Here is a 16,576-nt window from a genome sequence, read left to right as displayed (position 1 = left end):
AACATGCCGCAAGTAGGCCACTCTAATGATTAGCATACACGCAGTCACATCCCGAGGATTAGTCGATGAACCTGTATCTTAAATTTTTTCAACGTAGCAAGAGCATCTGTCTGCTGGTGTGTGTGCTATGCATAGGCCTAGGCAGCAGCACGGCTCAGCGCCTCCCCAAACCGGCTAAGCCGCCCCGCAAAGGGGCGTTTTACACCGGGCAGTACCCCAACCTGCTGCGGGAAGCGGGCTATAGCCAAGCCGACATCGACAAGAAGGTGACGCAGGCTTACCACGACGTGTTTGAAGGGCCTAACCGGGTGTACTTCGAGGTGGGCGACTCCATGGCCTACGTGTCGGACTTGAAGAACCACGACGTCCGGACCGAAGGGGTTTCGTATGGCCTGATGGTGGCGGTGCAGCTCAACAAGAAGGAGGTGTTTGACCGCATTTGGCGCTGGTCGAAGAAATACCTGCAGCACCAAGAGGGGCCTTTGAAGGGCTATTTTGCCTGGAGCATCAACCCGGCCACCATGAAGCGCAACTCCGAAGGGCCGGCCTCCGATGGGGAGCTGTACTTCGTAACCAGCCTGCTGTTTGCCTCCAACCGCTGGGGCAATACTACCGGCATCAACTACTATAAGGAAGCGCGCAACATTCTGGATGCCATGTGGAAGAAGGATGGCACCGGCGACGTCTATAACCTGATCAACACCCAGCACAAGCAAATATCTTTTGTGCCGGTGGGAGACATGTATAACTGGACCGACCCCTCGTACCATCTGCCGGCTTTTCTGGAGGTGTGGGCCGAGTATGCCAACGACGGGCACGAGCAGTTTTACCGCGCCTGCGCCGATACCTCGCGGGCGTTTCTGCACCGCGCCTGTAACCCCGTAACCGGCCTCAACTACGACTACACCGAGTTCAGTGGGAAGCCCCACGCTACCAAGTGGGCGCCGCCCGCCTTCCGCTACGACTCCTGGCGGGTACCCATGAACATTGCCATGGACTACGTGTGGTTTGGCAAGGATAAGGCCTGGCAGGAGCAATACGCCCAGCGTTTCCAGGGGTTTCTGCGCAGCAAGGGCATCAACACCTTCGAAGACCAGTTCAACGTGGATGGCTCGCGGCCGGATTTCATTCTGCAAGCCGGCGACGTCAAGAAGCTCCGGCATTCGCTAGGCCTGGTAGCTACCTCGGCCGCGGCTTCGCTGGCAAGTCAGGATAAGCAGAAGCTGGACTTTGTGCACGCAGTGTGGAACGCCAAACTGGCACCGTACGAAGACGGCTATTTCGACCCCTATTACGATGGCCTGCTGTACTTATTCAGCCTGATGCACCTAAGCGGCAACTACCAAGCTATCAAGCCTGCACCTCACCACTAAACCACTTGCAACGGTAGTGTTTGCCATGCCTTACTCCATAAAGCGAAGTGCTATCGTCTTCGGAATAGCCCTTGCCTCAACTTCTGTTTCGCCGCTGGTTGCGCAAGTGAAGCAGGCGCAAAACCCGGTCATCTTCGCCGACGTGCCAGATATGGCCATAATTCGGGTGGGCAATACCTACTACATGAGCAGCACCACCATGCACATGAGTCCGGGCGTGCCCATTATGAAGTCAACGGACCTGGTAAACTGGCATCTGGTCAGCTACGCCTCCGACACGCTGGGTGGCCTCGATGAGCTGACGCTTCGCAACGGCAAGAGCACCTACGGGCGGGGCTCGTGGGCGAGTAGCTTACGGTTCCATCAGGGCATGTACTACGTCTCGACTTTCGCCCAAACGACCGGCAAAACCTACGTGTATTCCACCAAGAATATCGAAAAGGGCCCCTGGAAAGCGGTGTCGTTCAAGCCGAGCTACCACGACCATTCCTTGTTTTTTGACGACGATGGCCGCGTGTACTTGGTGTATGGAGCCGGCAAGTTGCGGCTGATTGAGCTCACGGCCGACGCCTCCGGTGTGAAACCCGGTGCCACGGAGCAGGTGCTGATTGAAAACGCCAGCGCTCCGGCCGGCCCCAACCTCGGCTTGCCCGCCGAAGGCTCGCAGCTGTTCAAAATCAAGGGTAAGTACTACCTCTTCAACATCACCTGGCCTAAGGGCGGCATGCGTACGGTGGTGGTGCACCGGGCCGATAAGCTTACGGGTCCCTACGAAGGCCGGGTGGCACTGCAAGACCTGGGCGTGGCGCAGAGCGGCCTCATCGACACACCCGATGGGCGGTGGTTTTCCTACCTGTTCCGCGACTACGGAGCTGTGGGCCGCATTCCGTATTTGGTGCCCGTGACATGGACTGATGGCTGGCCGGTGCTGGGCGTGAATGGCAAGGTGCCCCAAACCCTCTACCTTCCTGCCAGTAAAGGCCTGATACCAGGCCTGGTGGCGTCGGATGAGTTTAGCCGGCGCAAGGGCGAGCCCGCTCTGCCGCTGGTGTGGCAGTGGAACCACAATCCCGAAAACTCCCTCTGGTCGCTCACCGACCGCCCCGGCTACCTGCGCCTGAAAACGGGGCGGGTAGATACCACATTTCTGCTGGCCCGCAACACGCTAACCCAGCGAACCGTCGGGCCCACTTGCGCCGGCACTACTGCCTTGGATATATCGCACCTCAAGGACGGTGACTTTGCTGGCCTAGCCCTACTGCAAAAACGGTACGGCTTAATAGGAGTGGACTACCGCAACGGCGCCAAATCCATTGTCATGGTTAGCGCAGAGTCGGAGAAGCCCGTGGAGCTGCAACGCCTGCCGCTGACGCAGTCTACCGTCTATTTCAAAGCCGAATGTGACTTCACGGAGCGCAAGGACGTGGCCACTTTTTACTATAGCCTCGACGGGAAAGCCTGGCAAGCCATTGGGGCGCCGCTCAAGATGGCCTACACGCTGCCGCATTTTATGGGCTACCGGTTTGGGCTGTTCAACTACGCCACCAAGGCTGCCGGCGGCTACGCCGACTTCGACTATTTCCGCATTGCGGACACTACCACCGGAACCAAGTAACCCCCTAGCTCCATGCTATATCGTAAGCTGCCTTATATGTTGGGCGCAGTAGCGCTCCTGCTGGGAGGCACGGCCACAGCGCAAAACCCGTTTATTGCCAATCAGTTCACGGCCGACCCCACGGCGCGGGTGTTCAATGGGCGTGTGTACGTGTATCCTTCGCACGACATTCTGGCTACCCCTGAGCGTGGGCGCGTGGGATGGTTTTGCATGGAGGACTACCACGTGTTTTCCTCCGCCAATCTCACCGACTGGACCGACCACGGCGTCATCGTGACCCAAAACAAGGTGCCTTGGGTGAAGCCCGACAGCTACAGCATGTGGGCCCCCGACTGCATTGCCCGCAACGGCAAGTACTATTTCTACTTCCCAACTACCCCCAAGGATACTACCATCAACAAGGGCTTCACGGTAGGGGTGGCCGTGGCCGATAAGCCTACCGGACCCTTTGTGCCCGAGCCGCAGCCCATCAAGGGGGTGCGGGGCATCGACCCCAACGTGTTGATTGATAAGGATGGGCAGGCCTACCTCTACTGGTCGCAGGGTAACATTTACGCCGCCAAGCTCAAGCCAAACATGCTGGAGCTGGCCTCGGAACCCGTTACGCTGGGTGAGTTGCCCACCAAAGGCCTGAAAGAAGGACCGTTTGTGTTTGAGCGCAAGGGTATCTATTACCTCACGTATCCGCACGTGGAGAATAAGACGGAGCGCCTCGAATATGCCACTAGCACCAGCCCGCTAGGCCCATTCACGGTGAAGGGTGTCATCATGGACGAGTCGCCGACTGGCTGCTGGACCAATCACCATTCCATTCTGCCCTTCAACAACCAGTGGTACCTGTTCTACCACCACAACGACTTGTCGCCCGCCTTCGACAAGAGCCGGTCTGTTCGGCTGGATAGCCTGTTTTTCGAGCCCAACGGGGCCATTCGTAAAGTGGTGCCCAGCCTGCGCGGCGTAGGCCTCACCGACGCCCGCCAGAAAATTCAACTGGACCGCTACAGCCGCCTGAGCAGCCGTGGCGCTTCTATTGCCTTTCTAGACACGGCCAACACGTTCCAAGGCTGGAAAACGGTGTTTGCCGATAACCAGGGCTGGGTGCAGTACAACGGCGTAGCCTTCGGCAAACAGGCCCTTAAAACGGTGACGCTGCGCGTGCAGGCCGCCGCGGGGGCCACGGTGCAGCTGCGCACCGATGGGGCAACGGGCCCACTGCTAGCTCAGGTAATGGTGCCAAAGGGCAGCCAGTGGCAGGAGGTAAAAACGCCCTTGTCAACCTTCAAGCCCGGTACGCACACGCTAGTCGTTTCCGCCAAAACAAACACCCCCATTGCCATAGACTGGGTCAAGTTTGAATAAGAGCTGAAGAAGCCGCTCGATTGTCAACCGTGTGAATTTCCCACCCACTACCTAGCCTGCTAGGCCACTTCCCGAGGTATGAGAAACGTAGTTCCCGCCATCCTGAGCGTGATGGTGCTGAGCGTGAGTAGCGCTTTTGCCCAAAAAATGGCAATGGAAGCTCCTAAGGGCTTCGACCAGCCCACGGCGGGCATTTCTGCTGGCAGAATAGACAGCATCAGCTACGCCTCAAAAACTGTGGGCACGGTGCGCAAGGCGTTGGTGTACACGCCGCCTGGGTATTCCAAAAGGAAGAAGTATCCGGTGCTGTACCTGCTGCATGGCATCGGGGGCGACGAAAAGGAGTGGCTGAAGGGAGGGCGCCCGCAGGTGATTCTGGATAATTTGTACGCGGCGGGCAAGCTCAAGCCGATGCTAGTGGTGATGCCCAACGGCCGGGCCATGAAAGACGACCGGCCCATTGGCAATATTTACGGTCCGGAGAAGGTAGCCGCATTTGCCAACTTCGAACAAGACCTACTGACCGACCTTATTCCCTACATCGAAAAGTCGTATCCGGTCCTGAAAAACCGTGAGAGCCGGGCTGTGGCTGGGCTGTCGATGGGAGGGGGGCAGTCACTGACTTTTGGGCTGGGCAACCTGGATAAGTTTGCTTGGGTAGGTGGCTTTTCGTCGGCCCCCAACACCAAGATGCCCGAGCAACTGGTGCCCGACCCCGCCAAAGCCACCAAGCAACTCAAGCTGCTCTGGATTTCCTGCGGCGACGCCGATGGTCTGCTCCCTATCAGCCAGCGCACCCACGACTATCTCTACGAGCGCAATGTGCCCCACGTGTACTACCTGGAGGCAGGTGGGCACGACTTTAAGGTCTGGAAAAACGGGCTGTATATGTTCTCGCAGCAGCTATTTAAACCCGTTGATGTGGCGGCCCTGCCCACCTACACCGTGCTGGGCGCGCCGGCCGCCACCAACGTGCGCAACGCCAAGTACCCCCAGATTCTGCCCGATAACCGCGCCGTGTTTCGCCTGAAAGCGCCCGGCGTGCAGCAAGCGCAGCTCGACCTCGGCCGGAAGTACAACATGGTGAAGGACAGCAGCGGCACCTGGACCGTCACGACCGATACGCTGAGCCGGGGCCTGCACTATTACTCCCTGCTGCTCGACGGCCTGCCCGTGGCCGACCCCGCCAGCGACACCTTCTATGGCATGGGGCGCATGGCCAGCGGCATTGAGATTCCGGGCCGTGGCACCAGCTTTTACGCTCTGAAAGACGTGCCCCACGGCGAGGTACGGATGAAGCGATATTACTCGAAGGTGACTAATTCTTGGCGGCAGATGTACGTGTACACGCCCGCGGGCTACGACGCCACTACTGCCACCAAGTACCCCGTGCTCTACCTGCTGCATGGCGGGGGCGAAGATGAAACCGGCTGGGCCCGCCAAGGCAAAGCCGATTTGATTCTGGACAACCTGATTGCCGAGAAAAAGGCCAAACCCATGCTCGTGGTGATGCTAGACGGCAACATGGGCGGCCCCGGTGGCCTAGCAGGCTTTAACGAGGGTACGCTAAAGCGCTTTGAAGACGACCTGAAGCAAACCGTGCTGCCAGTAGTAGAAAGCAACTACCGGGTGGCGGCGGGGCCCGGTAACCGGGCGCTGGCGGGCTTGTCGATGGGCGGCCTGCAAACGCTCTATGCCGGCATCAAGAACACGGACATGTTTGCGCACTTGGGAGTATTCAGCTCGGGCTTCTTTGCCAATAATGCGGCCTTATCGGACCCGCAATATGCTTTTATGAAAGCTAATGCCGGCACCATCAATACCAACCTGAAGCAGCTGTGGCTCTCAATGGGCGGGCCGGAAGACATTGCTTACGCCAACAACAAGGTGATGCGGGCCAAGATGGATGAGCTAGGCATCAAGTATGTGTATAGTGAGTATCCCGGCGGCCACACCTGGCCCGTGTGGCGCCACGACTTGTACCTCTTTGCCCAGGGTCTGTTTTAGGTAGCCCGCAAGCCTCGCGGCCCTCGCTAGCCTTTGTAGTCTTCCCACCCATTAACTATACAATGCAAAAGACCTGGCTCATTGCCCTGCTTGCCCTAGTGGCCTACCTCCCTTTGCAGGCGCAAAACCCAATTATCAAAGACGTATTCACGGCCGACCCGGCGCCGCTGGTGTACCGCGATACGCTGTTTCTGTACACCGGCCACGACACGGCTTCGGTGCAGGAAACCAACTACAAAATGCCCGACTGGCGCATCTACTCCACCACCGACATGGTGCACTGGAAATCGTACGGCACGCGCCTCTCGCCCCGCACCTTCGCCTGGGCTACCGGCGATGCCTACGCGGCGCAGTGCGTGTACCACAACGGCAAGTTCTACTGGTTTGTATCCACGTTTCATAAGAAAGACGATAACAGCCAGGGTGGCGCGGCCATTGGCGTGGCCGTGTCGGACCGCCCCACGGGGCCGTTCAAAGATGCTATAGGCAAGGCGCTTATTGTCAATGAGATGACCAAGGACAAGCCTCACGCCTGGGACGACATTGACCCCACTGTGTTCATCGACGATGACAAGCAGGCCTACCTGTACTGGGGCAACTTAAGCTGCCGCTGGGTGAAGCTAAAGGACAACCTGACGGAGCTGGCTGGCCCTATCACGGTGCTGAATATCAAGAACTATATCGAAGGCCCCTGGGTGTACAAGCGCAAAAAGCTGTACTACCTCGTGTACGCCAGCGCCGGCACCAAGCCCGAAATGATAGAGTACTGCACAGCCCCCAGCGCCACTGGCCCCTGGACGTACCGCGGCATCATCCAGGAAAACGTGCCCAACAGCTTTACTACCCACCCCGGCATCATCGACTACAAGGGCAAGAGCTACTTCTTCTACCACAACGGCTCCTTGCCCACCGGCGGCAGCTACCGCCGCTCCATCTGCGTGGATGAGCTGCACTACAACAAGGATGGCTCCATCCAGAAAATAGTGCAGACGACCACAGGAGTAGCGCCTGTGAAGTAATGGCCTAGCGGCCTGCTTGGCGCTTCAACCACCGACCTATTCCTTCCCATCCATGAGAAAACTTACTCCTATCCTGTTTCTTCTGAGCGCCCCTGTTGGGTTGCATGCCGAAGATGGCCATCAGCTGTGGCTCCGTCAGCAGAAAGCAGTGCCCGTTACGGTTGTAGCCGCTGCCAAAAACTCGGCGGTGCTGGCCAGTGCACGGCAGGAATTACAGCAAGGCTGGCAAGGAAACTCGGGTGCCACTTTTACGCTAACACTCAAAAAGGACAAGGCTATCAAGTACGACGGGTATCGTATCAGCCCCAACGGCGTGCAGGCCAGTACGGAGGCGGGGCTCCTGTACGGCGTGTTTGAGCTGTTGCGGCGCCAGCAAACGGGCCAGACCGCGCAGGCTGGCGTCTCCAATCCGTCGTATGAGTACCGCCTGCTCAACCATTGGGACAACCCCGATGGCTCGGTGGAGCGCGGGTACGCGGGGCAGTCCATCTTCTGGCGCAAAGACAGCTCGTTCGTAACGACAAACCGCGACAAAACCCGGTGGCGAGAGTACGCTCGTGCCAACGCTTCGGTGGGTATTAACGGTGCCGTTATTAATAATGTAAATGCATCACCGTTGATTTTGTCGGCGGAGTATCTGGCCCGCGTAAAAGCGGTGGCCGATGAGCTACGGCCGTACGGCGTGAAGACGTACTTGGCGGTGAAGTTCTCGTCGCCAGCTCTGCTAGGTGGACTGAAGACTTCGGACCCCTTGGACCCCGCCGTGGTGAAATGGTGGCAAAGCAAGGCCAAGGAGATTTACCAGCAGATTCCGGATTTTGGTGGCTTTTTAGTGAAAGCCAGCAGCGAAGGCCAGCCCGGCCCCCAGGACTATGGCCGCACCCACGCCGACGGCGCCAACATGCTGGCCGATGCCCTCAAGCCCTACCACGGTTTGGTGATGTGGCGGGCCTTCGTATACAGCCCCACCGATAAGGACCGCGCCAAGCAGGCCTACAACGAGTTTGTGCCCCTCGACGGCAAATTTCGTGATAACGTGATTGTGCAGGTGAAAAACGGGCCCGTCGATTTTCAGCCTCGTGAGCCGTTTAGCCCGCTGTTTGGGGCCATGAAGAAGACCTCCGTGATGCCGGAGTTTCAGATAACTCAGGAGTATTTGGGGCACTCCATCGACCTGGCATTCCTGTCAACCATGTGGGAGGAGTGCCTGCAAAGCGACACCAACCAGGCTGGCCCCGGCAGCACGGTGGCCCGCTGCACCGATGGCAGCGTGTACCCGCAAACCCACACGGCCATGGCCGGCGTTGCCAACACTGGCCTAGACCGGAACTGTACGGGCCACGACTTCGCCCAGGCCAATTGGTACGCTTTTGGTCGGCTGGCCTGGAACAACCAGCTGAAGAGCGCCCAGATTGCCGATGAGTGGCTTAAACTAACCTTCGCCGGAGCTACCGGCTCGGCGGCCAGTGCTACTACATCCCCCGACTGGAATACCAACTTTCTGGCGCCGGTAAAGCAACTGATGCTAGACAGCCGGGAAGCCGTCGTGAACTATTCCATGCCCCTAGGCCTGCACCATATTATGTCGGCCACCCGCGGCCACTATGGCCCCGGCCCGTGGTGGGCCCCACCCAAAATGCGCGCCGACTGGACCCCCGGCTACTACCACCAGGCAAATGAGAATGGGGTAGGCTTCGACCGTACAAAAGCGGGGAGTGATGCAGTAAGCCAATACCACGAGCCGCTGGCCTCGCAGCTAAATAACCCGAACACCTGCCCCGACGAGTACCTGCTGTGGTTCCATCACCTGCCCTGGGATTTCAAGATGAAATCGGGCAATACCTTGTGGAATGAGCTGTGCGCGCACTACGATAAAGGGGTGCAGCAAGCGCGGCAGTTTCAGCGCACCTGGGACCAGGTTCAACCCTACGTTGATGCCGAGCGGTTTGCAGCCGTGCAGAACAAGCTCCGGAGCCAGAGTGGCAACGCGGTGCAGTGGAAAGATGCCTGTCTGCTGTATTTTCAGCAGTTCAGTCACCTGCCCATTCCTGCCACCGTCGAGCCTCCCATGCACACGCTGGAGGCGGTTATTGCCGACGACATGCGGCCTCGTCGATAATTTGGCGTCCATAGACACGCAGCAGACTCGCATGGTTCAGTTTAGCTGCAACACAAAAGATACCCTGTCTCGAGCGCGCCCTGGCCTAGGCCTAGCGAGTGCCGCCCAGAACTGGACTCTACCCTGCGCCACGGCGCAAAGCCACTAGGCCGGTAGCAGATTGTAGGGCATGATGCTTGAAAGAAGTACTGCTAGGCCAGGTGCGCCTTCCCAAACGAGTACCCACTCACAATACGAAACTTTAGTAGTACAAACTGTAGTCACATGACTCATTCTCCTCTCACTGGATCTATCTCATTCTGGACCTCGGCGCTGGGCCGTCGCAGCTTGGTGCTGGCCGCCCTAGGTAGCTATTTGCTGACACCCACCGAAACTACTGCGCAAGTGCGCCTGCCGAAGCTGGTTAGCGACGGCATGGTGCTGCAGCGCGACACGAAGGTGAACATTTGGGGCTGGGCCAAACCCAGCGAGAAAGTAGCCCTGAAGTTCAATGGAAAAACCTACCAGGCTACCACCGGCGCCGACGGCAAATGGCAGATTAGCTTGCCCGCTCTGAAAGCCGGCGGGCCGTATCAGATGGACATTACGGCCAGCAACCACATCACGCTGAAGGATGTGCTGGTGGGTGATGTGTGGCTCTGCTCGGGGCAGTCGAACATGGAAACGCCCATGAGCCGGGTGCGCGACAAGTACCCGCAGGAGGTAGCCCAGGCCAACAACCCACGCATCCGGCAGTTTAACGTGCCCCTGACTTACGCCTTCAAAGGACTGCAAGCTGACCTGACGGGAGGCTCGTGGGTATCCGTTGACCCCCAAAGCATCCTGCAGTTTTCAGCGGTGGCCTACTTCTTTGCTAAGGAAATAAGCGCGAAATATCAGGTGCCGGTAGGCATTATTAAAGATGCAGTGGGCGGCTCGCCGGCCGAAGCTTGGCTGAGTGCCGAGGCGCTGAAGCAGTTCCCCACGTATGAGCAGCAAGGTGCTAAGTACCGAGACAGTGCCTTGGTAGCCGGCATTAAGCAGCGCGAGGGCGCGGCCGTAGCCGACTGGTATAAGCGTTTGCACCAGACAGATCAAGGGGAAGCGCCAGGCCAGACCAAGTGGTCGGCAGTAGGCTACGACGCCAGCGGTTGGGCTTCCATGAATGTGCCGGGTTACTGGGCCGATCAAACCCCGCTGGGCCCGGTGAATGGCGTAATGTGGTTTCGGAAAGAGGTAGAGGTGCCCGCCAGTATGGTAGGCAAACCGGCCCGTTTAGAGCTAGGTACGCTGGTTGACGCCGACTCTACCTATATCAACGGCCAACTGGTGGGTACAACGGGCTACCAATACCCGCCCCGCAAGTACGACTTCAAGCCCGGCGTGCTGAAGGCCGGCAAAAACGTGATAGTTGTGCGGCTTATCAGCAATGGCGGCCGTGGTGGGTTTACGATGGGTAAAAATTACCAGCTCACGAGTGAGGGGCAGACCATTGACTTGCGCGGGCCGTGGCAGTACAAGCTGGGGGCCACTATGCCGCCCACACCGGGCACTACCACCTTCCAATATCAACCCGGAGGGCTGTATAATGGCATGATTGCGCCCGTGCTGCCCTACGCCGTTAAAGGAGTGCTCTGGTACCAGGGCGAATCGAACGCGGGCCACCCGGAGGACTACCAAGCCCTGCTCACCAGCCTGATTGCCGATTGGCGGGCGCGCAAGCAGCAGCCCACAATGCCCTTCATTTACGCGCAGCTGCCCAACTTCATGGCCGTAAAAAAGGAGCCCAGCGAGAGTGGGTGGGCCGCCCTGCGTGATGCGCAGCGTCGCACACTGACCGTACCCAACACGGGCATGGCAGTGCTGCTCGACGTGGGCGAGTGGAACGACATTCACCCCCTTGATAAGCAGACGGTAGGCCACCGCTTGGCGCTGGCTGCGCAATCAGTGGCCTACGGCGAGAAGAAGATGGTGGGCATGGGGCCCCTCTACCAGTCGATGCAGGTGAACGGCAACAAAGTCACCCTCTCCTTCACCAACACGGGTAGCGGGCTGGTAGCGAAGGGTGGCGACAACTTGCAGTACTTCGCTATTGCCGGGGCCGATAACAAGTACGTGTGGGCCAACGCCAAAATCGAAGGCAACAAGGTAGTAGTTTGGAGCGACCAGGTGCCCCAGCCAGTATCGGTACGCTATGCGTGGGCCGATAACCCCGAGGGTACGAAGCTCTACAACAAGGAAGGCTTACCGGCCTCTACTTTTCAAACCAAGTAACTAGGCCAGTCTCATCTTCTTCCCAGGCCGGTAGGTGAAAGTACTGCCTATGTGCTAATGCGCGCTTATCCCGCATTAGCACATAGGTAGATCTAGGCCCTCTGAAGCACAACAGGAATGGCGTAACGCCATTATACCCGTACGGGCTGTGCTCATACAGAAGTACATCAGCTAACCCCGGCCCTCTGTAATACCTTATCTATGAAAACAAGAAACATTCTGCTTTCCACTGCCTTAGCTGGTGTGGCCCTGGGGTTTGTGCAAAAGGCGCAGCCCACGCTGAAAGACACGTTCAAAAAGGATTTTTACGTGGGGACAGCGCTTAACTACCGGCAGATTAGTGGCCAGGATGCCAAAGCCTCGGCCCTGATTAAGCAGCAGTTCAACACCATCAGCCCCGAGAATCTGCTTAAGTGGGGGCCGGTGCATCCGCAGCCCACTACGTATAACTTCAAGCCCGCCGATGAGTACGTGGCATTTGGGCAGCAGAATAAGATGTTCATCATTGGGCATACGCTCATGTGGCATCAGCAAACGCCGAAGTGGGTGTTTGAGGATGAGGCCGGCAAGCCGGTAAGCCGGGAGGTGCTATTAAAGCGTCTGGAAGAGCACATTAACACCGTAGTTGGGCGCTACAAGGGAAAGATTGGCGGTTGGGATGTGGTAAATGAAGCTATTGATGACCAGCAAGGCGATCTGCGCAAAACCAAGTGGCTGGAAATCCTTGGCGAAGACTTCGCCGCCAAAGCCTTTGAGTATGCCCACAAAGCCGACCCGAAAGCGGAGCTCTACTATAATGACTACAGCCTCTACCGCCCGGAAAAGCGGGATGGAGTGATTAAGTTGGTGAAAGGCTTGCAGGCAAAAGGCATCAAGGTAACGGCTATTGGGATGCAGGGGCATTACGGCCTGAAACAGCCCAGTATTGAGCAGATTGAGGCCAGTATAGTGGCCTTCTCGAAATTGGGGGTGCATGTCAACTTTACTGAGCTGGACGTTGATGTGCTGCCTAAGCCTAGCCGCCGTCAGGGAGGTGCCGATATTTCCGAAAACTACGCCGCAGCCACGCAATACAATCCTTACCAGGCAAGTCTGCCCGACTCTGTGCAGCAACAGCTAACCAAGCGGTATGCTGACCTGTTTGCGCTGTTCCACAAGCACCGCGACGTCATTGACCGCATCACCTTATGGGGCGTTACAGATGCAGATTCCTGGTTGAATGATTGGCCCATTAAAGGCCGCACCAGCTACCCACTATTGTTTGATCGTAATTATGAGTCTAAGCCAGCCTTTCAGGCAGTAGTGCAAGCGGCCCAGAAAAGCAAGTAATATACTATAGTATAGGGCATGTCTGCCAGATTCACAGCTCAATAAAAAGCAGGCCTTAGGGCAGCGTACTCATAGTTGCTAGGCCACTGAAGCGTTATACTCAGGGTGCCAGGGTGGCCACTTGGTTGTATATAAAGTAAAGCACTGGCCTAGCAGAATGGGCTTGTTTAAATAAATGGTACTATTTGCTATAAAGCGCGAGTCATTCGAAAATGGCTCGCGCTTTATGCGTTTCATTATTTGAAGATATTCTACGAAAATAAAATTGCGGGCAACTTGCTATCGAAACCGTTTCCGGAAACGGTTTCGATATTTTTATTTGAATTTTAGCCAATTGAGGCCTTTTTCATTTGTCGTGCGATACTATTTGTTGCTGTATATTCGATAACGAAATGAGGGCAAAGCGGGGGGTGAGTGGTTACACACCATGTTAGCTCTAGCGCTGGATCTTGTATCGAAAATATAATTTTATCGTGTGAGTGGGTTGTGCCGCTCTCACCAACGACGCTTCACTGCAGTTCCACCCATGAAATACCTACTCGGGTTTGATATCGGAAGCTCCTCTATTAAGGTAGCTCTGCTTAACGCTGAAACGGGCAAATGCCTGGCTAGCGTCACGTCGCCCAAGAAGGAGATGGAGATTACCGTGGAGGCGGCCGACTGGGCAGAGCAGCGCCCCGAGCGGTGGTGGCAGGAAGCCATCAATGCTACCCAGGAGCTTAAGCATAACTACGGCTTCGATGCTTCCCTGGTAGCCGGCATCGGCATCACGTATCAAATGCACGGCCTTGTTCTGCTTGATAAGCAGGGCAAAGTGCTGCGCCCCGCCATCATCTGGTGCGACAGCCGCGCCGTGGACCTGGGTAACCAAGCGTTTGCTGAGCTGGGCGAGGAGCACTGCCTCAGCAACTACCTGAACTCACCGGGCAACTTTACCGCTTCTAAGCTGAAGTGGGTAAAGGAAAACGAGCCCGACCTGTACGCGCAGATTTATAAGATTCAGCTGCCCGGCGACTATATCGCCTACCAGATGACCGGCCTGATGCAGACTACGGTATCGGGCTTGTCGGAAGGGGTGTTCTGGAACTTCCGGGAGCAGGCCATTGCGCAGGACTTGCTGGACTACTACGGCATTAGCCACGACCTGCTGCCCGAGGTGGTAGAAACCTTCTCGGAGCAGGGCCGGCTCACGCCGGAGGCTGCGCAGGAGCTAGGCCTGCACGCCGGTACGCCCATCAGCTACCGGGCCGGCGACCAGCCCAACAATGCCTTCTCCCTCAACGTGCTGCACGCCGGCGAAATAGCCGCTACGGCCGGAACGAGCGGCGTGGTATACGGTATCAGCGAAACGCCCACTGCCGACCCCCGCTCCCGGGTAAATGCCTTCGTGCACGTAAACAGCACTCCCGAGCAGCCCAAGAATGGCGTGCTGATGTGCATGAACGGCACCGGCATTCTGAATAGCTGGCTGCGCAAAGTGGTAGGGGAACTGCCCTACGACGAAATGAACCAACTGGCCGCGCAAGCACCGGTAGGAGCGGAGGGCCTCGTGTTCCTGCCCTTCGGCAACGGCGCCGAGCGCATCCTCGAAAACCGGCCTACCAACGCTGAGCTGCGTGGTCTAAACTTCAACGTGCACAGCCGCAACCACGTGCTGCGTGCCGCCCAGGAGGGCATCGTCTTCGCCCTCAACTATGGCATTGACATCATGCGCCAGTCGGGCGTGCAGGTGCGCAAGGTGCGCGCCGGCAACGCCAATATGTTCCTGAGCCCGGTGTTCCGGGAAGCTTTCGTGAACTGCGCCGGAGTAGAGCTGGAACTCTACAACACCGATGCAGCCCAGGGCGCGGCCCGTGGCGCCGGCGTGGGAGCGGGCGTGTACGCCAGCACCGACGACGCTTTTGTTGGCCTAGAGCGCATCCTGACGCAGACGCCTACGCCCGAGCTGCAAGAGCAATACCAGGTGGCCTACGCCCGCTGGCAAGAAAACTTGAATTCTATTCTACCACAACAAACCACCCAACGGCATGTCCACCAACACGCTTTCTAAGACGGAGTTTTTCACCGGCATCGATACCATCCGCTTTGAAGGCCGCGAGTCTGATAACCCGCTTGCCTTTAAGTGGTACGATGAGAACCGCATTGTAGCGGGCAAGACCATGAAGGAGCACCTGCGCTTTGCAGTGTCCTACTGGCACACGTTCACCGGCACCGGCGGCGACCCATTCGGCCCCGGCACCAAGCAGTTTGCCTGGGATGCCCAGGGTGAAATCATTGGCCGCGCCAAAGACAAAATGGATGCTGCCTTCGAGTTCTTCACCAAACTCGGCACACCCTACTACTGCTTCCACGATATTGACCTAGTAGACGAGGGCTCCTCCCTGCAGGAGTATGAGCGCAACCTCCAGACCATCGTTGACTACGCCAAGGAGCACCAGGCCGCTAGCGGCGTGAAGCTGCTGTGGGGCACGGCCAACGTGTTCTCGAACCCGCGCTACATGAACGGCGCAAGCACCAACCCCGATTTCCAGGTGGTGGCGCACGCTGGTACGCAGGTGCTGAACGCGCTGGATGCAACCATCGCGCTGGGTGGCGAGAACTACGTGTTCTGGGGTGGCCGCGAGGGCTACATGACCCTGCTCAACACCGACATGAAGCGGGAGCAGGCCCACATGGCGCGCTTCCTGACCATGGCCCGCGACTACGCTCGCAAGCAAGGCTTCACCGGTAAGTTCTTCATCGAGCCTAAGCCCGCTGAGCCCACCAAGCACCAGTACGACTTCGACGCTGCTACCGTAATCGGCTTCCTGAAGGAGCACGGCCTGGAGAACGACTTCATGCTGAACCTGGAAGTAAACCACGCCACGCTGGCTGGCCACACCTTCCAGCACGAGCTGCAGGTAGCTGCTGATGCTGGCATGCTGGGCTCAATGGATGCCAACCGCGGTGACTACCAGAACGGCTGGGACACCGACCAGTTCCCCAACAACCTGAACGAGCTGACTGAGTCAATGCTCATCATTCTGGAAGCGGGTGGCATCACGCCTGGCGGCATCAACTTCGACGCCAAAACCCGTCGCAACTCCACCGACCTGGAGGATATCTTCATCGCCCACATCAGCGGCATGGACACCTTCGCCCGCGCCCTGGTAGTAGCTAACGACATCCTGGAGAAGTCGCCCTACCGCAAGTTCCGCACGGAGCGCTACGCTTCGTTTGATTCGGGTGAAGGTCAGGCCTTCGAGAACGGTCAGCTCACGCTGGAAGACCTGCGCGCAATTGCCCACAAAACCGGTGAGCCAGTACCCCGCAGCGGCAAGCAGGAGTGGCTGGAGGCCATCATCAACCAATACATCTAACAGAATAAAACGAAACCGGCTGGCAACTCAGGGGAAAGGGAATTGGGGGGCCGGCCGGGGCCGTTTTATCTGTAGAAATAAGGGGTAGCAGTACCCCGTTTAGAACGTCATGCTGAGCGAAGTCGAAGCATCTCGCGTGGTGG

10 protein-coding genes are annotated in these 16,576 nt (G+C 57.8%); all 10 read left to right on the top strand.

The genetic code is table 11. The features are described 5' to 3' along the window. Positions 1–65 precede the first annotated feature (65 nt). Positions 66–1,373, top strand: coding sequence for a family 8 glycosyl hydrolase (locus tag EU557_RS14800; protein WP_135531241.1), 1,308 nt, complete (start codon positions 66–68; stop codon positions 1,371–1,373). A gap of 25 nt (positions 1,374–1,398) precedes the next feature. Beyond that, the gene (locus EU557_RS14795) at positions 1,399–2,988 is read left to right on the top strand and encodes a glycoside hydrolase family 43 protein (protein WP_135531240.1); all 1,590 of its coding nucleotides are present in this window, start codon (positions 1,399–1,401) and stop codon (positions 2,986–2,988) included. A gap of 12 nt (positions 2,989–3,000) precedes the next feature. Beyond that, the gene (locus tag EU557_RS14790) at positions 3,001–4,347 is read left to right on the top strand and encodes a family 43 glycosylhydrolase (RefSeq protein ID WP_135531239.1); all 1,347 of its coding nucleotides are present in this window, start codon (positions 3,001–3,003) and stop codon (positions 4,345–4,347) included. A 78-nt stretch (positions 4,348–4,425) separates the two neighbouring features. Further along, complete coding sequence (locus EU557_RS14785) at positions 4,426–6,354, top strand: alpha/beta hydrolase-fold protein (protein ID WP_135531238.1); 1,929 nt, start codon at positions 4,426–4,428, stop codon at positions 6,352–6,354. Between the two features lie 62 nt (positions 6,355–6,416). After that, entirely contained in the window at positions 6,417–7,373 is a 957-nt protein-coding gene (locus EU557_RS14780; protein ID WP_135531237.1) for a glycoside hydrolase family 43 protein, read from the top strand. A 52-nt stretch (positions 7,374–7,425) separates the two neighbouring features. Beyond that, a complete protein-coding gene (locus tag EU557_RS14775; RefSeq protein WP_135531236.1) occupies positions 7,426–9,492 on the top strand; it encodes an alpha-glucuronidase in 2,067 nt (688 codons plus the stop codon). Between the two features lie 264 nt (positions 9,493–9,756). Beyond that, positions 9,757–11,745 (top strand): sialate O-acetylesterase, encoded by a 1,989-nt coding sequence (locus EU557_RS14770; RefSeq protein WP_135531235.1) that lies wholly within the window; start codon positions 9,757–9,759, stop codon positions 11,743–11,745. 201 nt (positions 11,746–11,946) lie between these two features. Then, entirely contained in the window at positions 11,947–13,074 is a 1,128-nt protein-coding gene (locus EU557_RS14765) for an endo-1,4-beta-xylanase (protein WP_135531234.1), read from the top strand. A gap of 526 nt (positions 13,075–13,600) precedes the next feature. Next, positions 13,601–15,124 (top strand): xylulokinase, encoded by a 1,524-nt coding sequence (locus EU557_RS14760; RefSeq protein WP_135531233.1) that lies wholly within the window; start codon positions 13,601–13,603, stop codon positions 15,122–15,124. Next, the gene (gene xylA, locus EU557_RS14755) at positions 15,102–16,433 is read left to right on the top strand and encodes a xylose isomerase (protein ID WP_135531232.1); all 1,332 of its coding nucleotides are present in this window, start codon (positions 15,102–15,104) and stop codon (positions 16,431–16,433) included. Before EU557_RS14760 ends, xylA begins: the two co-directional genes overlap by 23 nt. The last annotated feature ends 143 nt before the right edge of the window (positions 16,434–16,576 follow it).

The sequence above is a fragment of the Hymenobacter wooponensis genome (assembly GCF_004745865.1).
Taxonomy (GTDB): domain Bacteria; phylum Bacteroidota; class Bacteroidia; order Cytophagales; family Hymenobacteraceae; genus Hymenobacter; species Hymenobacter wooponensis.
Note: the sequence above shows the minus strand (reverse complement) of the source record. Positions and strands in the feature narration are given on the sequence as shown.